This window comes from Enterobacter sp. KBR-315C3_2022, assembly GCF_041399425.1.
Taxonomy (GTDB): Bacteria; Pseudomonadota; Gammaproteobacteria; order Enterobacterales; family Enterobacteriaceae; genus Enterobacter.
The window spans coordinates 394655-416235 of sequence record NZ_JBGKEB010000001.1 but is presented as its reverse complement, the minus strand read 5'-3'; the positions used below and the strand labels follow the sequence as shown (position 1 = coordinate 416235).

Sequence of the window (21581 nt, the reverse complement as noted above, 5' to 3'; positions counted from 1 at the left end):
CGGCGCGGAACAGATAAACGGCGAGCATTCTACCTGCCAGCGGCCAAAAAGGACAGGATCCATTTTTCCTGCCCGACCGAAGACCGCACGCTGCTGGACGGTCTGGTGAATCAGTAGAGTATGTTGTAACTAAAATACTGCGTTTTAAAAAATTTACTGCCCGTCCAGCCCGCGGATCGGCTTGATGGTGGACCAGGCGCGACAGGAAGGACAGTGCCAGTAGAGCGTGTAGGCGGTGAAACCGCATTTCTGACAGCGGTAGCGCGGCTTGCTGCGCACCTGCTCGCCGACCATATCACGCAGCACCATTAGGCTCTCTTTCGCGCGCCCTTCTTCTGCGTCGTTCAGGTGATAATCCATCAGCTTGTGGAACACGCGCATCGTCGGGTGGCGCTGAAGCTGACGGGTAATGTAGATTTGAGCCGTGTCGCTACCTTCATGCTGCTCGACGACGTCTGAGAGCATCAGTTCAGCCGTTGCCCCGGTATTCTCTTCTACGCAGCGACGCAGGAAGGCAACCCACTCATCCTGTTTATCTAACTGCTGATAGCAGGTTTGCAGCATCTCCAGCGTTTCGCTGACCAGCTCTTTATCCTGCTCGATAACGCGCAGCAGGCTTTCCACCGCCTTTGCGTAATCGCCGTTCGCCATGAAGACGCGGCCCATCATGATGGAAATTCGCGCGCTATTGCGGTCGGCCGCGGCCCCTTTTTTCAGCAGGGTCATGGCCTTATCCATGTCTTCGTTTCCCATCTGCTGAAGCGCGAGCTCGCAGTAAAAATGGGCTATCTCGACGCGCTGCTTGTCTTTACCAAGCTTAACCAGACGCTCGGCCGTATCGATGGCTTTCTGCCAGTCGCTTGTCGCCTGATAGATTTGCAATAGCTGCTGGAGCGCGCTGATGCGGAAATCCGTTTCATCCACCAGCTGCATGAACATATCTTCGGCGCGGTCGTAAAGGCCGGCAGCCATGTAGTCGCGGCCAAGCTGCTGCACCGCCAGCAGGCGCTGATCGTAGGTGAGCGAGGCGCTCTCCATCAGGGTCTGGTGGATGCGGATTGCGCGATCGACCTCGCCACGCGAGCGAAACAGGTTTCCGAGGGTGAGGTGGGCTTCAACGGTACCGGTATCCTCTTTAAGCATGTCGAGGAACAGGTCTACCGCTTTATCCTGTTGATTGCTCAGGAGGAAGTTCACCCCCGTAACGTAGTCGCGGGAGAGTCGGTTGGCTTCATCCTGTTTTGTTTGTTGCGCACTTCTGCGGCCCATATACCAGCCATAGGCTGCGGCTACAGGCAAAAGCAGAAACAACAACTCCAGCATAGTCGATTATTCCTTGGCTACCGGCACACCAGAGCTTTCCGGAACGACGGTCGCGGGCGCAATTTGATGTTCAAGTCGTTTAATTTTACGTTCAGCGCGAGCAAGAGAGACACGGACTTTTAACCAGAACAGGCCGCAAACCAGCCAGCCGATAAAGAAGCCCGCCGCAAAGAGAACGGCCAGCAGGCTCGATACGCGATACTCGCCCTGCGCCAGCAGATAGTTAAACGTGACCTGCTGATCGTTTTGTGCGCCCAATGTGACTGAAATGACAAAAATCGCCAACACCAGTAAGAAAATGAGTAAATATTTCACATTACTTCCCGTTATGTGGTTAAAGCGAATAAAGCGTGTTCAACTTACCGCAGTCAGCCTTATAAACTACCATTTTAGTGACGGGCGCGAAACGGAAAAAGTAACGCGCCAGTCATGGATTTATGGGCAAAATGCGCAATATCAACCTTCAGGCGCCGCTTTGGTCCCTTTCGGCGATTTCTTCCTTCTCTTGCGGCGGCGGCGTCAGTGGTCCACAGGCCCGTTCAGCAAGCCAGGTTGCCAGCGTCACCAGTAGCCAGGAGATAAGCGTCGCAACCACCAGATCCCGCGGCCAGTGCATGCCTAACAGCAGTCGGCTCCCCATCACTCCCGTGGCCCACACCAGCAGAATGGCGATGGTCAGCGTTCGACGACGCGGCCACAGCAGGCCCACGCCCAGCAGCGCCCAGCTGGCAGCAAACATGGTGTGCCCGGAAGGAAAGGCAAAACCGGTCTCTTTTTGCCAGTGCTTACGCAAAAACGTCGGGATACCCTGCTGTTCCGAAAGCTGTTCTTTTACCAGCGCCCCGCGATCTTTACGCTTTAAAGTGTAGAACTCATCTACCGGAATATGGTGCGTTTTTTCCAGCCACACCACGAACGGACGCGGTTCCTGCACCCTGTCCTTCACCAGGGACTTAACCCCCTGCCCGACGAGAATGGCGCCGCCCAGTATCGCGAAAAGCATCAGCGCCGCCTTAAGCCGGAACCTCAGGCACCACAAAAACCAGGCGCAGAGCAGTACGTGAGTGATGATGCCCCACGGTTGCGTCACCGTCTCGGTTATCCAGTAGAGCGTTTTGAGCCATGCGGCATTATGACCCGGCTGCCAAGTCCATCCTGAAATCCACACGGCAACAGGCATAATCAGCAATACGGCCGCACCCGCTGCCGTTCGTCTGGCGATAGAAAGCATGTTTTCTCCTTTTTGCTAAGCCCCACAATCATAACTGAAATTCTGGATAGCGTTGGATATGTCGGATCGTGCGTTTAACGTTCGTATAGCTCGGCGGCCATTAGGCGAACGCGCTGAGCTTGTGGCAAAATGAAAAAAGACAGAAAGCCAAACAGGCTTAAGGCACGAAACGTGTCAGCATACTCTGGAGAATCACATGCAGCTTAAACGTGTGGCAGAAGCCAAACTGCCAACCCCATGGGGCGATTTCCTGATGGTGGGATTTGAAGAACTGGCAACCGGACAGGATCACGTTGCCCTGGTCTTTGGCGACATTTCAGGACAGACGCCGGTCCTGGCGCGCGTTCATTCGGAGTGCCTGACGGGCGACGCCCTGTTCAGCCTGCGCTGTGACTGTGGTTTCCAGCTTGAAGCAGCGCTTTCCCATATTGCTGAGGAAGGCCGCGGTATTCTGCTCTATCACCGACAGGAAGGCCGTAATATCGGTCTGCTGAATAAAATCCGCGCCTACGCGCTGCAGGATCAGGGCTACGATACCGTTGAAGCTAACCATCAGCTCGGCTTTGCCGCCGACGAACGCGACTTTACCCTCTGCGCGGATATGTTCAAGCTGCTGGGCGTTGATGAAGTTCGCCTGCTGACGAACAACCCGAAGAAGGTCGAAATCCTGACCGAGGCGGGGATCAACATCGTTGAACGCGTCTCGCTGATCGTTGGCCGCAATCCGAAAAATGCCCACTATCTCGACACCAAAGCGGCCAAAATGGGCCACCTGCTGAAAGAGTGAAATTAAAAGGCCCGGTGGTGCTTTGCTTCCCCGGGCCTGCAATGGATTTCACACGCTGTTTTAGGCCGGGTAAGCGCAACGCTACCCGGCGAAAAAAGCCGCTACACCAGCATCCTGCGAATCACGTAGTGTAAAATACCGTCGTTCTGGTAGTACGTCAGCTCTGTGGCCGTGTCGATACGACACCGGCACTCCAGCACCTCCGTTTTCCCATCTTTGCGCGTCAGCTTGACCGGCACCGTTTTGCCCGGCTCAAGCGCCTGAAGCCCGCTGATGTCGATTTGCTCTTCACCGGTGAGACCCAGCGTTTTGCGGGTCACGCCCTGTGGAAACTCCAGCGGAAGAATGCCCATGCCGATCAGGTTTGAACGGTGGATGCGCTCGAAGGATTCCGCGATAACCACGCGCACGCCCAGCAGGCGCGGCCCCTTCGCCGCCCAGTCGCGGCTGGAACCGGAGCCATACTCTTTCCCGGCGATCACCGCCAGCGGCGTGCCTTCCTGCTGATACTTAACGGCGGCGTCGTAGATAGACACCACGTCCGACCCCGGAAGATGACGCGTCATCCCTCCCTCCACACCCGGAACCATTTCGTTGCGGATGCGGATATTGGCAAAGGTGCCGCGCATCATCACCTCATGGTTACCGCGACGCGAGCCGTAGGAGTTAAAATCCCGGCGCTCGACGCCGCGCCCCTGCAGATAGCGGCCTGCGGGGCTGTCGGCCTTAATGCTCCCTGCCGGAGAAATATGGTCGGTGGTGACCGAGTCCCCGAGCATCGCCAGAATGCGCGCGCCGTGGATATCCGCAAGCGGCTCAGGCTCCGCCTGCATCTCGTCGAAGAACGGCGACAGGCGGATATAGGTGGAATCATCCTGCCAGGCGTAGGTATCCGTACCCTCCACAGTGATCGCCTTCCACTCCGGCGTCCCTTCGAAGACTTCCGCATACTCTTTGCGGAACATCTCCGTCGACACCTGCTCAACGGCGCGGGAGATTTCCTGCGACGACGGCCAGATGTCCTTCAGATACACAGGCTCGTTTTTACGGTCGTGCCCGATGGGATCGCTCGCGAGGTTGATGTTCATATTTCCGGCGAGAGCGTACGCCACGACCAGCGGCGGTGAGGCCAGCCAGTTGGTTTTCACCAGCGGATGAATGCGCCCCTCAAAGTTGCGGTTACCGGAGAGTACGGCCCCGACGGTGAGATCGCCTTGTTTAATAGCGGTCTCAATGGGGTCCGGCAGCGGCCCGGAGTTGCCGATGCAGGTCGTGCAGCCGTAACCCACCAGGTTAAAGCCGAGCTCATCGAGATAAGGCGTGAGCTTCGCGTGGGCCAGATAGTCTGACACCACCTTAGAACCGGGTGCCAGCGAGGCTTTCACCCACGGCTGGGTTTTGAGCCCAAGCTCTACCGCTTTTTTAGCCAGCAGGCCGGCAGCCATCAGCACGCTCGGGTTTGAGGTATTGGTACACGAGGTGATGGCGGCGATAACAACCGCGCCGTCAGGGAGCTGATACTGATGTCCGTTCATGACATAGTCGATCGGGCGATGATCTTTTTGCGCTGCGTTAACTTCCAGCTCGTTGCTGGCCGCAAACGCCTGCGGCACGTTGTGCAGCGCAACGCGGTCCTGTGGGCGCTTCGGTCCCGCGAGGCTGGCCTCAACCGTGCCCATATCCAGCTCAAGCGTGCTGGTAAAGACCGGCTCGTCGCCCGGGTTGCGCCACATTCCCTGCGCTTTAGTGTAGGCCTCGACCAGCGCGACCTGCTCCTCGCTGCGGCCGCTGAGGCGCATGTATTCCAGCGTCACGCCGTCAATGGGGAAAAAGCCGCAGGTTGCGCCGTACTCTGGCGCCATGTTGGCAATGGTGGCGCGATCTGCCAGGGGAAGTGAATCCAGGCCATCGCCATAAAATTCGACAAATTTACCGACGACGCCGTGCTTGCGCAGCAGTTGCGTAACGGTCAGCACCAGGTCGGTGGCCGTAATGCCTTCCGACAGCTTTCCGGTCAGCTTAAAGCCCACGACGTCCGGGATCAGCATCGACACGGGCTGGCCGAGCATTGCCGCCTCGGCTTCGATTCCGCCGACGCCCCAGCCCAGTACGCCGAGGCCGTTAATCATGGTGGTGTGGGAATCGGTCCCCACCAGCGTATCCGGATAAGCGACCCACTCCTTGTCCTCAAGCTCGCTCCAGACCGCTTTGCCCAGGTACTCAAGGTTAACCTGGTGGCAAATCCCCGTACCGGGTGGAACCACGCTGAAGCGGCTAAACGCCTGTTTCCCCCACTTCAGGAATACATAGCGCTCGTGGTTGCGCTCCATCTCCAGACGAACGTTCTCGCCAAAGGCATCGTCATCGCCGAAGTGATCGACGGTGACGGAGTGGTCAATGACCAGATCGACCGGAGAGAGCGGGTTCACTTTTGCCGTGTCGCCGCCCAGCCGCTTGACGGCCTCGCGCATGGCGGCCAGGTCCACGACGGCAGGAACGCCGGTGAAATCCTGCATGAGCACCCTGGCCGGACGATAGGCAATCTCCCTGTCGGCATGGGCGTTTTTGAGCCATCCCGCCAGCGCGTGGATGTCTTCAGCAGTGACGGAATCCTCGTCCTGCCAGCGTAAAAGGTTTTCCAGCAAAACTTTTAGCGACTTGGGTAACCGCGAAATGTCCCCAAGGGTCCTGGCTGCCAGAGGCAAGCTGTAGTAGCGCCAGGTTTTATTTTCTGCCTGTAACGTGTCCTTACTGGCTTCGCGTAGGGTTAACGACATAAGCTCCTCCTTAATTACAGAGATACCCAGATAATCATCAGGGCCGTAATTAAAGATAACACAAAGATGTCGTAACGTTTTGATAACAACCCAAATTGATAAATTTCCGACGAGTCCTGGCGTCTTTAAAACAAAAAACCCCGCCGCAGCGAGGTTTTAGGATTTAGACGAAGGCCAGCCAGATGAGCTGGCACCAGAACGCAATCGACACGGAAAAAACACCGAGCCATGACCAGTATTTGAGCGTTGTCATGTTATTCACCATCTGAACACCAGGCTTTATTAATTAACGTTTCCGAGGCTAACCTCAGGTCTATATTGCTGATGTGTATTTATCAAAGAGTACAAGGGAACAGCGATAGTGTTATTGCAACGCGCTAAATGTAATAGCGCGATAAAAGCAAATTATTGTTTTTTGGGTTCGTCTTCAGCGAACAGATCAATAAAGGCCTGCTGCTGCGGAGTCAATTTCCAGGACGCTGGCACGCTGGTTGCCGGCGCCTTTGCCACCTTATGACCACCGTCACGAGGCTGACACATTTGCTTTAGCGTTTCTACACGTGCCGTAAGAGCCATAGTTAACCCCAAAATTTCCAGGCCAGGAGAGCAACCGCCGCCCAAAACAGGGCGGAGACGAGAAAGACCGCCAGCCAGGCTTTACGCTTCAGCGCAGGATCCCTTTGCGGTTCTTCACTTCCTGTTGGCATTGCTAACCTCATATAATCGACTTCGCTTATCATTTCGAGACCAACAATTGGTACAAGTAATCATCTGATGAGATAAATCCTAAAGAAACTTTAGTCGAAAAGCCAGTGAATTTACGCGTCCAGGGGCGGGAATTATTCATTCTTTTGACAAGAAATAAATAATTGAAAAGAATTATTTGCGTAGCTGTAAAATAGTTTCTACTTTTGTCGCAATTCAACGACACATTAACCACACAGTCAAAATGGATTACGTCATTATATTGGTAAACACGCGGATGATGATAATTCTAATTTAGCTTTGGGGGGGATATTCGGTATCTTTCCTGGCAGGAAAGATACCGGGAGTGATTATTTAGCGGGAAGCTTAATATCTTTGAACATCTCTTCGATATCTTCGTTAGAACGCAATGCCACTGCGGTGTCTACCACGTCGCGGGTTAAATGTGGCGCAAATCGCTGAATAAAATCATACATATAGCTGCGCAGGAAGGTGCTGCGGCGGAAGCCTATTTTTGTCGTGCTGTGGCTGAAAACGTCATGGGCGTCAAGACGCACCAGATCCGGGTCGGAGACGGGATCTACCGCCATGCTGGCAATGACGCCTACCCCAAGCCCCAGGCGCACGTACGTTTTGATGACGTCGGCATCCGTCGCGGTGAAGACGATCCGCGGCGTTAATCCCGCGCGATTAAAGGCGGTGTCGAGCTCTGAACGGCCCGTAAATCCGAAGGTATAGGTCACCAGCGGATATTGCGCCAGCTCTTCAATTGTCACGGAGCCCTTCCCGGCCAGCGGATGATCCGGCGTAACAACAATCGAGCGGTTCCAGTGATAGCAAGGCAGCATCACCAGATCGTCGTACAGGTGCAGCGCTTCGGTTGCGATGGCGAAGTCCGCGTTGCCCTTGGAAACCGCTTCCGCGATTTGCGTTGGCGAACCCTGATGCATATGCAGCGACACGCGCGGGTAACGCTCAATAAAGCCTTTGATCACGCCGGGCAGCGCGTAGCGCGCCTGAGTATGGGTAGTGGCAATATACAGCGAGCCTTTGTCTGGCCAGGTATGTTCGCCAGCAACTGATTTGATCGCATCAACTTTAGAGAGCACCTCGCGGGCGATACGAATGATCTCCTGCCCTGCTGGCGTCACCTGCGTGAGGTGTTTGCCGCTGCGGGCAAAGATTTGAATACCAAGCTCATCTTCCAGCATTCTGACCTGCTTGCTGATGCCGGGCTGGGAGGTATAAAGGCCCTCGGCGGTTGATGAGACATTCAGGTTGTGGTTTACCACTTCAACGATATAGCGAAGCTGCTGTAGTTTCATGCCGGACCATCCGATTAGCGCACGGGTCAATCGCTTAAGACGATTTAATAATAAGAAAAGGGTTAACTATAACCACTATATCATTTATAGCCTGAGTGTATAGTACGGAACAAAAAATAATAACAGCACAATAAAAAAGGGCCGGAAGTCCGGCCCTTTAACAGGTAAGTCACGGTTACTACGGGTTATTTTTTGCCTTCAACCCATTTGCCGTCAACAAAGAACGCTGACCAACCCGTTGCTTTACCCTCTTTCTCCGCAGCAACGTACTGCTGCTTCGTTTTACGGCTGAAGCGCACCACGGTCTTGTTACCTTCAGGATCCTGCTGAGGCGCATCCGCCAGATAGCGCAGTTTTTCCGGCAGGCGATCGCGGAAGCGGTACAGCTCTTCAACCAGAGGCGCACGGGTTTCGCGCGATTTCGGGAAGGTGTTGGCGGCCAGGAAGACGCCCGCGGCACCGTCGCGCAGCACAAAGTACGCGTCGGATTTCTCGCACGGCAGCTCGGGCAGCGGAACCGGATCTTCCTTCGGCGGCGCAACTTCACCGTTACGCAGGATTTTACGCGTGTTCTTGCACTCGTCGTTGGTGCAGGCCATGTACTTGCCGAAACGCCCCATCTTCAGGTGCATCTCGGAACCACATTTCTCACACTCAACGATTGGGCCGTCATAGCCCTTAATGCGGAACTCACCCTCTTCAATCTCATAACCGTCGCACGTCGGGTTGTTACCACACACGTGCAGCTTGCGTTTTGGATCGATCAGGTAGCTGTCCATCGCCGTGCCGCACTTCTGGCAGCGGCGCTTGGCGCGCAGCGCGTTAGTTTCCGCGTCATCATCTTCCAGCACGTTGAGAACTTCGTTCTCAGGCACCAGGTTAATGGTGGTTTTGCAGCGCTCTTTCGGCGACAGCGCGTAGCCGGAGCAGCCCAGGAAGACGCCCGTTGTCGCCGTGCGGATCCCCATTTTGCGACCGCAGGTCGGGCAGTCGATGCTGGTAAGCACCATCTCGTTTGGCAACATGCCGCCTTCTTCAGGCGCTTTCTCGGCTTTATCCAGCTGGTTGGTAAAGTCGCTAAAGAAGCTGTCGAGAACTTTTTTCCACTCCGCCTGGTGGTTGGCAACCTGGTCAAGGCTGTCTTCCATCTGCGCGGTGAAGTCGTAGTTCATCAGCTCGCGGAAGTTGGCTTCCAGACGATCGGTGACGATCTCACCCATTTTCTCTGCGTAGAAGCGGCGGCTTTCCACGCGGACGTAACCGCGATCCTGAATGGTCGAAATGATCGACGCGTAGGTCGACGGACGGCCAATTCCGCGTTTTTCCAGCTCTTTAACCAGTGAGGCTTCGCTGAAGCGCGCAGGCGGCTTGGTAAAGTGCTGAGCCGGAATCAGATCGACCAGAGAGAGTTCATCGCCCTTGTTTACCGCAGGCAGCGTTCTGTCTTCATCGCCTTTACGCAGCGCAGGCATCACCTTCGTCCAGCCGTCAAAGCGCAAAATGCGTCCGCGCGCCTTCAGGCGGAAATCCCCTGCGCCCACGGTCAGCGTGGTGGAGTCATATTTCGCCGGCGTCATCTGGCACGCCACGAACTGACGCCAGATCAGCTGGTACAGCTTCTGCGCGTCGGCTTCCATATCCTTCAGCGATTCAGCCAGCACGGAAACGTCAGAAGGACGAATGGCTTCGTGCGCTTCCTGAGAGTTTTCTTTGCTGGCGTACTGGTTTGCCGCTTCCGGCAAATATTTTTTGCCGAAGTTGTCGCCGATGTAATCACGCACCATGCTCACGGCATCCTGACTCAGGTTGGTGGAGTCAGTACGCATATAGGTGATATAGCCCGCTTCGTATAAGCGCTGGGCCATCATCATGGTTTTCTTCACGCCGTAGCCCAGACGTGTGCTCGCGGCCTGCTGCAGGGTGGACGTAATAAACGGCGCGCCCGGCTTGCTGCTGGTCGGCTTGTCTTCACGTTCCAGAACCTGATAGCGCGCTTTCTCGAGCAGCGCCACCGCGGCCATGGTCTGGTCACGGTTCTCCGGACGGAAAGGTTTATCGTGATGATGGCTCACCTGCAGCGGCAGCGCATCACCGCCCGGCGTGGTGACGTTCGCATCCACTTCCCAGAACTCTTCCGGGACGAATGCCTTGATCTCACGCTCGCGCTCAACGACCAGACGCACGGCAACGGACTGCACGCGACCGGCGGACAGCCCGCGGGCAATTTTTTTCCACAGCAGTGGAGAGACCATGTAACCCACAACGCGGTCCATAAAGCGACGCGCCTGCTGAGCGTTTACGCGGTCAATGTTCAGTTCGCCCGGCTTTTCAAACGCCTGACGAATCGCATTCTTTGTAATTTCGTTAAACACTACGCGACTGTAGCGTTTGTCGTCACCCCCGATCACTTCCCGCAGGTGCCATGCAATGGCCTCCCCTTCGCGGTCAAGGTCGGTTGCGAGATAGATGTGGTCAGCTTTTTCTGCAAGCTGCTTCAGCTCGTTAACGACTTTTTCTTTGCCTGGCAGCACTTCGTACTGTGCATCCCAGTTATGCCATGGGTTAACCCCCATGCGGTTGACAAGCGCGCTACGTTCATCCTTTTTAGGCTTTTTAGCCCCTTTGGTGGAGGTAGAGTCTGCGCTCTTTTTGCTGGCTGAGCCACTGGTCGGCAAATCGCGGATATGACCAACGCTGGACTTAACCACGTAGTCATTGCCCAGATACTTATTGATCGTTTTGGCTTTTGCCGGGGACTCAACGATAACGAGAGCTTTACCCATATTCACCTTTACCTAATTTAATTCTTCCAGGAATACGCCGCACGTTGATTTCCCTTCCGCTGACGACGAGCCATAGATATTGCGACTTCGTCAGGGGATATCAACCCCTTTGTCTTAACGAACACCAGACACAAGACATCCAGGTCATTGAGTTATCGGGAATTTTTTCACTACGGTGCTAATTCGTGACGAATTTCCGGTCGAATGTCAAGCTATTCTGTTGCCAGAATGACGAAAGCGCACACTGTACCTGATAAAATTCGTTACGCAACTTTATTAGCATGCAAAAGCAAATACCGCCACTCGCAGCCGGTTGCCTTACCCCCTCAACTTACAGGGAAAATTTGCCCCCTTGGGGCCGTCGGCGTAGACTAACGCGTCTGTTTAAGGAGTAAATTATGCAGAAAACAACCCAACCCATCGATCGAGCAACTCTGCTTATCGAAGCGAACAAGCTGATTCGCAACCATGAAGACACCCTGGCGGGCATTGAGGCGACCGGAGTGGAACAGCGCAACGGCGTGCTGGTCTTCAGCGGCGAGTATTTCCTTGACGAGCAGGGGCTGCCAACCCCGAAAAGCACGGCCGTATTTAACATGTTTAAATACCTGGCGCACACGCTGTCAGAGAAATATCACCTGGTCGACTAATGCAAAACGCGAGGCAAATGCCTCGCGTTTTTGTTTACAGCAGCGGCTTTTGGCTTCGCTGCAGCCAGCGCAGCAGCAGGCGGTCCGCGCTTTCCGCTGCGCTACTGGTAAAGCGATCGAGCAGGCGCTTGCGCTGGGCAAAGCGTACGCCGATCAGCTCTCTGCCCTCCATCAGGTTCAGGAGCAGATCGTCGCTGGTGCCAACCTCATCCACCAGCCCCTTCTCCTGGGCCTGGACGCCGTACCAGTGTTCACCCGTCGCGACCTGCTCAATATCGAGGGTCGGGCGCATGCGGTGCACAAAATCTTTGAAAAGATGATGCGTTTCGTTCAGGTCTTCACGGAACTTTTGGCGCCCCTCTTCGGTGTTCTCGCCCAGCAGCGTCAGGGTGCGCTTGTACTGACCCGCCGTATGCAGTTCGATATCGATCTCTTTGTTCTTCAGGAAGCGGTTGAAGTTAGGGATCTGCGCCACCACGCCAATGGAGCCGATGATAGAAAACGGAGCCGCGACAATTTTATCCGCCACGCAGGCCATCATATAGCCACCGCTTGCCGCCACTTTATCGACAGCAACCGTGAGCAGGATCTGTTTTTCGCGCAGGCGCTGCAGCTGGGAAGCGGCCAGACCGTAGCCGTGGACGACGCCGCCGGGGCTTTCCAGACGAACAACCACCTGATCCTGCGGCTTCGCTACCGCGATCACCGCCGTCACCTCTTCGCGTAACGAGGTGACCTCGTGGGCATCCATGCTGCCTTTGAAGTCGAGAACATACACGCGCGGCTTAGCCTCATCCTGCGGAACGTTCAGCTTCGCTTTGGCTTTCGCGGCCTTAGCCTCCTGCTTATGCTTTTTCTTCTGCGCTTTCAGCCACAGCTTCTGCTGATGGCTATCAAGCAGCGACAACGACATCTCTTCCTGCATATCAGCGTACTGCTCGCTCAGGCGAGTGATGCGGAGCTCACCGCGCTGACGCTTGCGCTGCGCCAGGTTAACAACCAGAACCGCAATCACCGCGATGGCCACGACCACCGTGACGATCTTGGCCAAAAACAACCCATATTGAGAAAGTAATTCCACGCGTTCCACCTTGATTTAACCACGATTCTTTCATGCCAGTGTACAACAGCCCTGTGCAGGCGTCTTGCCCAAGACATTACCCTTGCGAGCCGTCTTCAGGAATCACTACATTCTGGTTTAAATCTTTGCAAATTGTTAATTTCACAGCGTTCCCTCCTGTAGACTGATTGAAATCTTAGCCTGTTTCGGGCATAAACCCGAAAAGTCATAAAGTCATATATAAAGAAGGCGCAGTTCACGGCCCGTGCGCCTGAGGAGCCACCGTGCATTATCAACCGCAAAAAAATCTGCTGCATGACCGCATCATCTTAGTGACGGGTGCCAGCGACGGGATCGGGCGCGAAGCCGCTCTGACCTATGCCGAATACGGCGCGAGCGTCATTCTTTTAGGGCGCAACGAAGAGAAGCTTAAAAGCGTGGCGCAGGACGTTGAGCGCATCAGCGGCAGCGTTACCCCGTGGTACACGCTCGATTTACTCACCTGCACGCCTGAAGTCTGTCAGGCGCTGGCTCAGCGCATTAGCGCTCATTTTCCGCGTCTTGACGGCGTGCTGCACAATGCTGGCCTGCTGGGCGAGGTGCGCCCCATGGACGAACAAAACCCTGAAATCTGGCAGCAGGTGATGCAGGTCAACATCAACGGCACGTTTTTTCTGACCCAGGCGCTGCTTCCTTTATTACTCAAGTCTGAATCCGGATCGCTGGTCTTCACCTCTTCCAGCGTAGGCCGCCAGGGACGCGCCAACTGGGGCGCCTACGCCGTCTCTAAATTTGCCACCGAAGGCATGATGCAGGTGCTCGCCGAGGAGTATCAGAGCCGCCATCTGCGCGTTAACTGCATTAACCCGGGCGGCACCCGCACCAAAATGCGCGCCAGCGCCTTCCCGACCGAAGATCCGCAGAAGCTCAAGACCCCGGCCGACATTATGCCACTGTATCTCTGGCTGATGGGCAATGATAGCCGCCGTAAAACCGGCATGACCTTTGATGCCCAGCCGGGTCGCAAGCCGGGGATTTCTCAATGAGTGAAGAACGCCACCAGCAGCGCCAGCAGCGCCTGAAAGAACAGGTTGATGCCCGAGTAGCCGCAGCCCAGGACGAGCGCGGGATCGTTATCGTATTCACCGGCAACGGCAAGGGGAAAACCACCGCCGCGTTTGGCACCGCCACGCGGGCCGTCGGTCACGGCCAGAAGGTCGGCGTGATCCAGTTTATCAAAGGCGAATGGCCCAACGGCGAGCGTAACCTGCTTGAACCGCACGGCGTCGAGTTTCAGGTGATGGCAACCGGATTTACGTGGGATACGCAGAACCGGGACACCGACACCGCCGCGTGTCTGGCCGTATGGGAGCACGCCAGACGCATGCTCGCCGATCCTTCGCTAAACATGGTGCTGCTGGACGAGATCACCTACATGGTGGCCTATGACTATCTGCCGCTGGCCGAGTTGCTGGAGGCGCTGAAAAATCGCCCCGCTCACCAGACGGTGATTGTGACGGGACGAGGGTGTCATCGGGACATTCTGGATCTGGCGGATACGGTCAGCGAGCTGCGTCCGGTTAAGCACGCGTTTGATGCGGGCGTCAAAGCGCAGATCGGGATTGATTACTAAGAAAAAGGCCCGGTTGCGTTAACCGGGCCTTGATGCTTAACCGTTGTTGTTACGGCTGCCAGAGCGGCGGCCGCCGCTGACCTGGCTGTGACGCTTCACCGCGCGTCGGATCTGGTTCGCCTTCATGCGGCGACGATCTTTTTCCACCGCCACTTTGGAGGTAGTTTCCGGCGTCAGCCCCACCAGCTCGCGCAGGTAGTTCGTCTGCGTCAGATCCAGCTCGGTATAGCCTCCGCGCGGAAGGCCTTTCGGCAGCAGAATATCGCCGTAGCGAACGCGAATCAGGCGGCTAACCTGCACGCCTACCGCTTCCCACAGGCGACGCACTTCGCGGTTGCGCCCTTCGGTCAGGGTGACGTTATACCACTGGTTAATGCCTTCACCACCGGTAAACTTGATGGTTTTGAACGCCGCAGGGCCGTCTTCGAGCTGAACGCCACGCGAGAGATCGCGCAGCTTGTTCTCATCAACCTGGCCGAACACGCGCACGGCATATTCACGCTCAACTTCACGGCTAGGGTGCATCAGACGGTTCGCCAGTTCACCGTCGGTGGTGAACAGCAGCAGGCCGCAGGTGTTCACGTCCAGACGGCCAACGGCAATCCAGCGCGCACCGCGCAGCTTAGGCAGACGGTCAAACACCGTCGGGCGCCCTTCCGGGTCGTTGCGGGTACACAGCTCGCCTTCCGGCTTGTAGTAGGCCAGCACGCGACAAATCTGCTCGGCTGACTCCTTCACGGAGATAAGATGGCCGTCGATACGGATCTTGAGCCCCGGCACAATTTCTACGCGGTCGCCCAGCGTAGCGATTTTACCGTCCACGCTCACGCGACCGGCTTCAATAATAGCTTCGATTTCACGGCGTGAACCGTGGCCGGCGCGCGCCAGCACTTTCTGTAATTTTTCGCTCATTGAGCTTCCTCAGGTGTCGCCTTCACAGGCGTCGAATCAGGTCAAAACGGGGCCTCGCCCCAATTTGATGGCCGCGTAGTATAGCTGCTTACACCCTTACAAGAAAGGCTTAACATCACCCACGCCTTCGCGGATCACTTCAGGCGCGTCTTCGGTCAAATCCACAACCGTGGTCGGCTGCTGCCCAAGATAGCCGCCGTGGATAATCAGCTCTACATGCTTCTCCAGACGATCTTTGATCTCTTCCGGATCGGACTCGGTAAACTCGCTGCCCGGCAGCATCAGGGAGGTGGAGAGCATCGGCTCGCCCAGCGTTTCCAGCAGCGCCTGCGCAATCGGGTTTGACGGCACGCGCATCCCGATGGTTTTACGTTTTTCTTGCAGCAGGCGGCGCGGCACCTCTTTCGTCCCTTTCAGGATGAAGGTGTAGTTGCCGGGCGTGTTGTTTTTGATCAGGCGAAACGCCACGTTATCGACATACGCATAGGTGGAGAGCTCGGAGAGATCGCGGCACATCAGGGTGAAATTATGCCCGTCCGGCAGCTGGCGAATGCGGCAGATGCGCTCCATCGCCCCTTTATCTTCGATTTTGCAGCCCAGCGCGTAGCCGGAATCGGTTGGGTAGACGATCACGCCGCCCTTACGCACGATCTCCACCGCCTGGTTAATCAAACGCGGCTGCGGATTATCCGGATGGATATAGAAAAACTGACTCATACTTCCCTCTCTTCAATTTGCTGCGGCTGTTCCCAGAGCTGCCAGACGGGTTCCACGCCCGCGGGAAGCCAAAGCTTGCGCCCCAGCTCAATCCACGCGCAGGGCTGATGAAAATCAGAGCCCTGCGACGCCAGTAAACCAAACTGGCGCGCATAGGTGGCAAGCTGCGTTCGCTCATTGGGAGCCTGCTGGCACTGTGAGACTTCCATCGCCTCGCCGCCGCATTCGGCAAAGTGTGCCAGCAGCCTTTTCAGCCATTTAGCAGAAAGATTATACCGCCCAGGGTGGGCCAGCACCGCCTTCCCGCCAGAATGATGAATGACATCAATAGCTTGTTTTATTGTACACCACTGCGGCGGGACGTAACCGGTTTTCCCGCGCGCCAGATATTTTTTAAAGACGTCCGCCATGGTGTTTGCCTTGCCTTCGGCAACCAGAAAGCGGGCAAAATGGCCGCGGGTCACCGCCCCGCCGTTCGCAAGCTTATGTGCTCCCGCCAGCGCGCCCGGAATGTGCGCTTTTTCGAGGCGTTCGCCGATCATCTCCGCGCGCTGGTTGCGGCGCGTTTTTTGCTCCTGCAAAAAGGCGCGCATCGCCGGATGTTCGATATCAATGTTCAGCCCAACGATATGAATCTCGTGGTTTTCCCAGACGGTCGAAATCTCGACGCCGGAAATCAGGTTCAGCGCAATGCCGCTGCGGGCAATCTCCGCGCGAGCCCCGGGGATGGCGTCTGTCGTATCGTGATCGGTTATCGCCAGCGTGCCAACGCGCATTTCTACAGCACGGTGCACCAGCGCTTCGGGCGTAAGCAGGCCGTCAGAAGCCTGAGTATGGCTGTGTAAATCATAAATCACGGCGTAAGTGTTGTCGCTCAAAGCACGTCCTATAGCAGGTTGGAGATAGCCAAAGACCCTATAGTAACGACTTAAGGCGAAATTCTGAAATCAAGGGTTGACAATACGCCATCGAACTAGTTAACTAGTACGCAAGTTCACACGAGAGAGGTATCTGAAAATGACGGCATATCGCACCCTGCACGGTTGGTGGCGCACTTCCTGATTATCGGGCAGTGTCACGCGTCTGCGAACAGCAAACAGATACCCAGCCCGCTACCCAGCGGGCTTTTTTTTGAACAGAAAACGAGAACAACATAATGCAAACAGCCAAACCTCACCTCGAACTGCTGACCTGCGAGGCGGTCTATCGCCACAACCCCACCGCGCTGTTTCATCAGGTCTGCGGCGCGCGTCCGGCCACCCTGCTGCTGGAATCGGCTGATATCGACAGCAAAGACGATCTCAAGAGCCTGCTGCTGGTCGACAGCGCGCTGCGCATCACCGCTTTAGGTGACACCGTCACTATTAAGGCGCTGTCAGACAACGGCGCCGCCCTGCTGCCGCTGCTGGACGCCGCCCTGCCTGCTGGCATTGAGAATGAACGCCACCCGGAGATGCGTATCCTGCATTTCCCGCCGGTCAGCCAGCTTTTAGACGAAGACGCGCGCCTCTGCTCTCTGTCCGTGTTCGACGCCTTCCGCCTGCTGCAAAACCTGGTCAACGTGCCGGAAAATGAGCGTGAAGCGATGTTCTTCGGCGGGCTGTTTGCCTATGACCTGGTCGCAGGCTTCGAAGCACTGCCGGAAACGGAACAGGGCAACCGCTGCCCGGACTACTGCTTCTACCTGGCGGAAACCCTGCTGGTGATCGACCATCAGAAAAAATACACCCGCATCCAGGCCAGCCTGTTCACCCCGAATGCTGGCGAAAAGCAGCGCCTGGAGCACCGCATTGCCCAGTTGCAGCAGCAGATGACCGAGGCGCCGCCCGCGCTGCCGGTTCAGCGCGTCGAGCACATGCAGTGCGACGTGAACCAGAGCGACGACCACTTTGGTGCCGTGGTGCGCCAGATGCAAAAAGCGATTCGCGCCGGGGAGATTTTCCAGGTAGTCCCGTCCCGCCGCTTTTCTCTGCCCTGCCCGTCGCCGCTGGCGGCCTATGACGTGCTTAAAAAGAGCAACCCGAGCCCGTACATGTTCTTTATGCAGGACAACGACTTCACGCTGTTCGGCGCGTCGCCGGAAAGCTCGCTGAAGTACGATGCCGCCAGCCGCCAGATTGAAATCTACCCGATTGCCGGAACGCGCCCGCGCGGCCGCCGCGCCGACGGCACGCTCGATCGCGATCTCGACAGCCGCATCGAGCTGGAAATGCGTACCGACCACAAGGAACTGTCCGAACACCTGATGCTCGTTGACCTGGCCCGTAACGATCTGGCGCGTATTTGCACCCCCGGCAGCCGCTACGTGGCCGACCTAACCAAAGTTGACCGCTACTCCTTCGTGATGCACCTCGTCTCCCGCGTGGTCGGCGAGCTGCGCAGTGACCTCGACGTGCTGCACGCCTACCGCGCCTGCATGAACATGGGCACCCTGAGCGGCGCGCCGAAGGTCCGCGCGATGCAGCTGATTGCAGAAGCCGAAGGCCGCCGACGCGGCAGCTACGGCGGCGCCGTGGGGTACTTCACCGCGCACGGCGATCTGGACACCTGCATTGTGATCCGCTCCGCCTACGTGGAAGACGGCATTGCCACCGTTCAGGCGGGGGCCGGCGTGGTTCTCGATTCTGTTCCGCAGTCTGAAGCTGACGAAACGCGCAGTAAGGCTCGCGCGGTGCTCCGCGCCATTGCTACCGCCCATCACGCACAGGAGATTTTCTGATGGCTGACATTCTGCTGCTCGATAATATCGACTCCTTTACCTACAACCTGGCAGATCAGCTGCGCGCGAATGGCCACAACGTCGTTATCTATCGTAACCATGTTCCGGCGCAAACGCTGATCGAGCGTCTCGGCACGATGCAAAACCCGGTGCTGATGCTCTCCCCTGGCCCCGGCGCGCCGAGCGAAGCGGGCTGCATGCCGGAGCTGCTGACCCGCATGCGCGGCAAGCTGCCGATTATCGGCATCTGCCTCGGGCATCAGGCGATCGTCGAAGCCTACGGCGGCTACGTCGGCCAGGCGGGCGAGATCCTGCACGGGAAAGCGTCCAGCATTGAACATGACGGCCAGGCGATGTTTGCCGGGCTGCCAAACCCGCTGCCGGTCGCGCGCTATCACTCATTGGTCGGCAGCAATATCCCGGCGGGCCTAACCATCAACGCCTCGTTCGAAGGCATGGTGATGGCGGTGCGTCAAGACGCGGATCGCGTCTGCGGCATGCAGTTCCATCCGGAGTCGATTCTGACCTCTAACGGCGCGCGCCTGCTGGAGCAAACGCTCGACTGGGCGCTGCAAAAGCTTGAGCAGACCAACACCCTGCAGCCGATTCTGGAAAAACTGTATCAGGCGCAGACCCTGAGCCAGCAGGAGAGCCACCAGCTCTTCTCCGCCGTGGTGCGCGGCGAGCTTAAGCCTGAGCAGCTCGCCGCGGCGCTGGTGAGCATGAAGGTGCGCGGCGAAAGCCCGCAGGAGATCGCCGGAGCCGCCACCGCCCTGCTGGAAAACGCGGCCCCGTTCCCGCGCCCGGACTATCAGTTTGCCGACATCGTCGGCACCGGCGGCGACGGCAGCAACAGCATCAATATCTCTACCGCCAGCGCGTTCGTCGCGGCGGCGTGCGGCCTGAAGGTGGCGAAGCACGGCAACCGCAGCGTCTCCAGCCGTTCGGGCTCATCGGATCTGCTGGCCGCGTTTGGCATCAACCTGGACATGCAGGCCGAACGCTCGCGCGAAGCGCTGGACGACCTGGGCGTGTGCTTCCTGTTTGCGCCGAAATACCACACCGGTTTCCGCCACGCGATGCCGGTTCGCCAGCAGCTTAAAACCCGCACGCTGTTTAACGTGCTCGGCCCGCTGATTAACCCGGCGCATCCGCCGCTGGCGCTGATCGGCGTTTACAGCCCGGAGCTGGTGCTGCCGATTGCCGAAACCCTGCGCGTGCTGGGCTACCAGCGCGCCGCGGTGGTCCACAGCGGCGGCATGGACGAAGTATCCCTGCACGCGCCTACCGTGGTGGCGGAACTGCGCGACGGTGAAATTTTTAACTATCAGCTTGAGGCAGCCGACTTCGGCCTGACGCCGTATCGTCAGGAAGCGCTGGCGGGCGGCACGCCGGAAGAAAACCGTGACATTCTGACGCGCTTATTACAAGGTAAAGGAGAGGCCGCCCACGAGGCCGCCGTGGCGGCCAACGTTGCCATGCTGATGCGTTTACACGGTGAGGAAGATCTGAAGATCAACGCTCAAAAAGTTCTGGACGTGCTGCGCTCCGGTGCAGCTTACGACCGCGTTACCGCGCTTGCGGCAAGAGGGTAAAACATGCAGACCGTTTTAGCGAAAATCGTTGCCGATAAGGCCATCTGGGTGGAAGCCCGCAAGGCGCAGCAGCCGCTGGCTGGCTTTCAGAACGACGTCGTGCCGAGCAGCCGTCGCTTCTATGATGCCCTGCAGGGCGCGCGCACCGCGTTTATTCTGGAGTGCAAAAAAGCCTCTCCGTCTAAAGGCGTCATCCGCGACGATTTCGACCCGGCGCGTATTGCCGGTATTTATAAGCATCATGCATCGGCCATTTCCGTGCTGACGGATGAGAAATACTTCCAGGGCAGCTTCGACTTTCTGCCGATCGTCAGCGGCATCGCGCCGCAGCCGATCCTGTGTAAAGACTTTATTATCGACCCGTATCAGATTTGGCTGGCGCGCTTTTACCAGGCCGACGCCTGCCTGCTGATGCTGTCGGTGCTCGACGACGAACAGTATCGCCAGCTTGCTGCGGTCGCGCACAGCCTGAACATGGGCGTGCTGACCGAGGTAAGCAACGACGAAGAGCTTGAGCGCGCGATTGCGCTGGAGGCTAAAGTGGTCGGCATCAACAACCGCGACCTGCGCGATCTGTCCATTGACCTCAACCGCACCCGCCAGCTGGCGCCGCGCCTGGGGCCGGGCGTCACGGTGATCAGCGAGTCGGGGATTAACAGCTACGCCCAGGTCCGCGAGCTGAGCCACTTTGCGAACGGCTTCCTGATCGGCTCCGCGATGATGGAGCATGACGATCTCAACGCCGCGGTGCGCCGCGTGCTGTTGGGTGAAAACAAAGTGTGCGGCTTAACCCGCGAGCAGGATGCGCTGGCCGCGTATGAAGCGGGCGCGATTTATGGCGGGCTGATTTTTGTTGAAAGCTCGCCGCGCTTCGTGACGCCAGAACAGGCGCGTCAGGTCATCGCGGGGGCACCGCTTCGCTACGTTGGCGTTTTCCGCAATGCGGATGTTGCTGACGTGGCCGCGAAAGCCGAGGCGCTAACCCTGAGCGCGGTGCAGCTTCACGGCAGCGAGGATCAGGCCTACATCGACGCCCTGCGCGCCGTACTGGCGCCTCAGGTGCAGATCTGGAAGGCGCAGAGCGTAAGCGGCTCCCTGCCGCCGCGCAACCTGAACCACGTCGATAAATACGTGCTCGATAACGGCCAGGGCGGCACCGGACAGCGGTTTGACTGGTCGCTGCTGAGCGGCGAAGCGCTCGACAACGTTTTACTTGCGGGCGGCCTGAGCCCGGACAACTGCGTAGAAGCGGCAAAAGCCGGCTGCGCGGGCCTCGATTTCAATTCAGGCGTAGAGTCCCAGCCGGGCATTAAAGATGCCAGCAAGCTGGCCTCGGTCTTTAAAACTCTGCGTGCATATTAAGG

Annotated in this window: 20 protein-coding genes and 1 other annotated feature; of the genes, 7 read left to right on the top strand and 13 right to left on the bottom strand. The window is 57.3% G+C overall.

Annotated features, from left to right (window positions below; translation table 11 throughout):
* Window positions 1-153: 153 nt before the first annotated feature.
* From lapB to pgpB, 3 genes are all read right to left on the bottom strand, one after another.
* A complete protein-coding gene (lapB, locus tag AB8804_RS02110) occupies window positions 154-1323 on the bottom strand; it encodes a lipopolysaccharide assembly protein LapB (RefSeq protein WP_371182514.1) in 1170 nt (389 codons plus the stop codon).
* Between the two features lie 6 nt (window positions 1324-1329).
* Window positions 1330-1638 (bottom strand): LapA family protein, encoded by a 309-nt coding sequence (locus tag AB8804_RS02105; protein ID WP_371182512.1) that lies wholly within the window; start codon window positions 1636-1638, stop codon window positions 1330-1332.
* 148 nt (window positions 1639-1786) lie between these two features.
* The gene (pgpB, locus tag AB8804_RS02100) at window positions 1787-2554 is read right to left on the bottom strand and encodes a phosphatidylglycerophosphatase B (RefSeq protein ID WP_371182510.1); all 768 of its coding nucleotides are present in this window, start codon (window positions 2552-2554) and stop codon (window positions 1787-1789) included.
* 196 nt (window positions 2555-2750) lie between these two features.
* Between pgpB and ribA the strand changes: the two genes are divergently transcribed.
* Window positions 2751-3341 carry a GTP cyclohydrolase II gene (ribA, locus tag AB8804_RS02095; protein ID WP_371182508.1) on the top strand — a complete coding sequence of 197 codons (591 nt, stop codon included), beginning with the start codon at window positions 2751-2753 and terminating at the stop codon, window positions 3339-3341.
* A 101-nt stretch (window positions 3342-3442) separates the two neighbouring features.
* Here the strand turns inward: ribA and acnA are convergent, their stop codons facing one another.
* From acnA to topA, 6 genes are all read right to left on the bottom strand, one after another.
* Window positions 3443-6118: an aconitate hydratase AcnA gene (gene acnA, locus AB8804_RS02090; RefSeq protein ID WP_371182506.1), complete on the bottom strand. Its 2676-nt coding sequence runs from the start codon at window positions 6116-6118 to the stop codon at window positions 3443-3445.
* Between the two features lie 163 nt (window positions 6119-6281).
* The gene (ymiC, locus tag AB8804_RS02085) at window positions 6282-6383 is read right to left on the bottom strand and encodes a small membrane protein YmiC (RefSeq protein ID WP_371182503.1); all 102 of its coding nucleotides are present in this window, start codon (window positions 6381-6383) and stop codon (window positions 6282-6284) included.
* A gap of 140 nt (window positions 6384-6523) precedes the next feature.
* Window positions 6524-6694 carry a hypothetical protein gene (locus AB8804_RS02080; RefSeq protein WP_371182501.1) on the bottom strand — a complete coding sequence of 57 codons (171 nt, stop codon included), beginning with the start codon at window positions 6692-6694 and terminating at the stop codon, window positions 6524-6526.
* 2 nt (window positions 6695-6696) lie between these two features.
* A complete protein-coding gene (locus tag AB8804_RS02075) occupies window positions 6697-6837 on the bottom strand; it encodes a YmiA family putative membrane protein (protein ID WP_371182807.1) in 141 nt (46 codons plus the stop codon).
* Between the two features lie 336 nt (window positions 6838-7173).
* A complete protein-coding gene (gene cysB, locus AB8804_RS02070) occupies window positions 7174-8148 on the bottom strand; it encodes an HTH-type transcriptional regulator CysB (RefSeq protein WP_010431770.1) in 975 nt (324 codons plus the stop codon).
* A 185-nt stretch (window positions 8149-8333) separates the two neighbouring features.
* Window positions 8334-10931 (bottom strand): type I DNA topoisomerase, encoded by a 2598-nt coding sequence (gene topA / locus AB8804_RS02065; RefSeq protein ID WP_371182499.1) that lies wholly within the window; start codon window positions 10929-10931, stop codon window positions 8334-8336.
* Between the two features lie 398 nt (window positions 10932-11329).
* On the opposite strand from topA, the gene AB8804_RS02060 reads away from it, so the two are divergent.
* Entirely contained in the window at window positions 11330-11581 is a 252-nt protein-coding gene (locus tag AB8804_RS02060) for a YciN family protein (protein WP_371182497.1), read from the top strand.
* Between the two features lie 34 nt (window positions 11582-11615).
* Here AB8804_RS02060 and sohB read toward each other — a convergent pair whose 3' ends face one another.
* On the bottom strand, window positions 11616-12662 hold the full coding sequence (gene sohB / locus AB8804_RS02055; RefSeq protein ID WP_371182495.1) for a protease SohB: 1047 nt from the start codon (window positions 12660-12662) through the stop codon (window positions 11616-11618).
* A gap of 263 nt (window positions 12663-12925) precedes the next feature.
* Here sohB and AB8804_RS02050 point away from each other — a divergent pair, with 263 nt between their 5' ends.
* Both AB8804_RS02050 and cobO read left to right on the top strand, forming a co-directional pair.
* On the top strand, window positions 12926-13687 hold the full coding sequence (locus AB8804_RS02050; protein ID WP_371182493.1) for a YciK family oxidoreductase: 762 nt from the start codon (window positions 12926-12928) through the stop codon (window positions 13685-13687).
* Window positions 13684-14274, top strand: coding sequence for a cob(I)yrinic acid a,c-diamide adenosyltransferase (cobO, locus tag AB8804_RS02045; protein ID WP_371182491.1), 591 nt, complete (start codon window positions 13684-13686; stop codon window positions 14272-14274). The genes AB8804_RS02050 and cobO overlap by 4 nt, the downstream gene beginning before the upstream one ends.
* Window positions 14275-14310: 36 nt before the next feature.
* On the opposite strand, the gene rluB is transcribed toward cobO, so the two are convergent.
* From rluB to rnm, 3 genes are all read right to left on the bottom strand, one after another.
* The gene (gene rluB, locus AB8804_RS02040; RefSeq protein WP_112011671.1) at window positions 14311-15186 is read right to left on the bottom strand and encodes a 23S rRNA pseudouridine(2605) synthase RluB; all 876 of its coding nucleotides are present in this window, start codon (window positions 15184-15186) and stop codon (window positions 14311-14313) included.
* Between the two features lie 96 nt (window positions 15187-15282).
* Complete coding sequence (locus tag AB8804_RS02035) at window positions 15283-15903, bottom strand: L-threonylcarbamoyladenylate synthase (RefSeq protein ID WP_297120784.1); 621 nt, start codon at window positions 15901-15903, stop codon at window positions 15283-15285.
* Entirely contained in the window at window positions 15900-16781 is an 882-nt protein-coding gene (gene rnm / locus AB8804_RS02030; RefSeq protein ID WP_371182488.1) for an RNase AM, read from the bottom strand. The genes AB8804_RS02035 and rnm overlap by 4 nt, the downstream gene beginning before the upstream one ends.
* Window positions 16782-16941: 160 nt before the next feature.
* Window positions 16942-17036: a sequence feature (Trp leader region), on the top strand.
* Between the two features lie 23 nt (window positions 17037-17059).
* On the opposite strand from rnm, the gene AB8804_RS02025 reads away from it, so the two are divergent.
* The 3 genes from AB8804_RS02025 to trpCF are packed head-to-tail and all read left to right on the top strand — an operon-like array spanning window position 17060 to window position 21579.
* Window positions 17060-18622 (top strand): anthranilate synthase component 1, encoded by a 1563-nt coding sequence (locus AB8804_RS02025; RefSeq protein WP_371182486.1) that lies wholly within the window; start codon window positions 17060-17062, stop codon window positions 18620-18622.
* Window positions 18622-20217 carry a bifunctional anthranilate synthase glutamate amidotransferase component TrpG/anthranilate phosphoribosyltransferase TrpD gene (gene trpD, locus AB8804_RS02020; RefSeq protein WP_371182484.1) on the top strand — a complete coding sequence of 532 codons (1596 nt, stop codon included), beginning with the start codon at window positions 18622-18624 and terminating at the stop codon, window positions 20215-20217. Before AB8804_RS02025 ends, trpD begins: the two co-directional genes overlap by 1 nt.
* A 3-nt stretch (window positions 20218-20220) precedes the next feature.
* Window positions 20221-21579, top strand: coding sequence for a bifunctional indole-3-glycerol-phosphate synthase TrpC/phosphoribosylanthranilate isomerase TrpF (gene trpCF, locus AB8804_RS02015; RefSeq protein WP_371182482.1), 1359 nt, complete (start codon window positions 20221-20223; stop codon window positions 21577-21579).
* The last annotated feature ends 2 nt before the right edge of the window (window positions 21580-21581 follow it).

Excerpts from the sequence above, each read along its gene's own strand:
- AB8804_RS02035 (WP_297120784.1), bottom strand. The coding sequence starts at position 15,903 with ATGAGTCAGTTTTTCTATATCCATCCGGATAATCCGCAGCCGCGTTTG.
- rluB (WP_112011671.1), bottom strand. The coding sequence starts at position 15,186 with ATGAGCGAAAAATTACAGAAAGTGCTGGCGCGCGCCGGCCACGGTTCA.
- trpCF (WP_371182482.1), top strand. The coding sequence starts at position 20,221 with ATGCAGACCGTTTTAGCGAAAATCGTTGCCGATAAGGCCATCTGGGTG.
- lapB (WP_371182514.1), bottom strand. The coding sequence starts at position 1,323 with ATGCTGGAGTTGTTGTTTCTGCTTTTGCCTGTAGCCGCAGCCTATGGC.
- cysB (WP_010431770.1), bottom strand. The coding sequence starts at position 8,148 with ATGAAACTACAGCAGCTTCGCTATATCGTTGAAGTGGTAAACCACAAC.
- AB8804_RS02080 (WP_371182501.1), bottom strand. The coding sequence starts at position 6,694 with ATGGCTCTTACGGCACGTGTAGAAACGCTAAAGCAAATGTGTCAGCCT.
- AB8804_RS02075 (WP_371182807.1), bottom strand. The coding sequence starts at position 6,837 with ATGAGGTTAGCAATGCCAACAGGAAGTGAAGAACCGCAAAGGGATCCT.
- AB8804_RS02060 (WP_371182497.1), top strand. The coding sequence starts at position 11,330 with ATGCAGAAAACAACCCAACCCATCGATCGAGCAACTCTGCTTATCGAA.
- ribA (WP_371182508.1), top strand. The coding sequence starts at position 2,751 with ATGCAGCTTAAACGTGTGGCAGAAGCCAAACTGCCAACCCCATGGGGC.
- ymiC (WP_371182503.1), bottom strand. The coding sequence starts at position 6,383 with ATGGTGAATAACATGACAACGCTCAAATACTGGTCATGGCTCGGTGTT.
- pgpB (WP_371182510.1), bottom strand. The coding sequence starts at position 2,554 with ATGCTTTCTATCGCCAGACGAACGGCAGCGGGTGCGGCCGTATTGCTG.
- trpD (WP_371182484.1), top strand. The coding sequence starts at position 18,622 with ATGGCTGACATTCTGCTGCTCGATAATATCGACTCCTTTACCTACAAC.
- acnA (WP_371182506.1), bottom strand. The coding sequence starts at position 6,118 with ATGTCGTTAACCCTACGCGAAGCCAGTAAGGACACGTTACAGGCAGAA.
- cobO (WP_371182491.1), top strand. The coding sequence starts at position 13,684 with ATGAGTGAAGAACGCCACCAGCAGCGCCAGCAGCGCCTGAAAGAACAG.
- AB8804_RS02025 (WP_371182486.1), top strand. The coding sequence starts at position 17,060 with ATGCAAACAGCCAAACCTCACCTCGAACTGCTGACCTGCGAGGCGGTC.
- topA (WP_371182499.1), bottom strand. The coding sequence starts at position 10,931 with ATGGGTAAAGCTCTCGTTATCGTTGAGTCCCCGGCAAAAGCCAAAACG.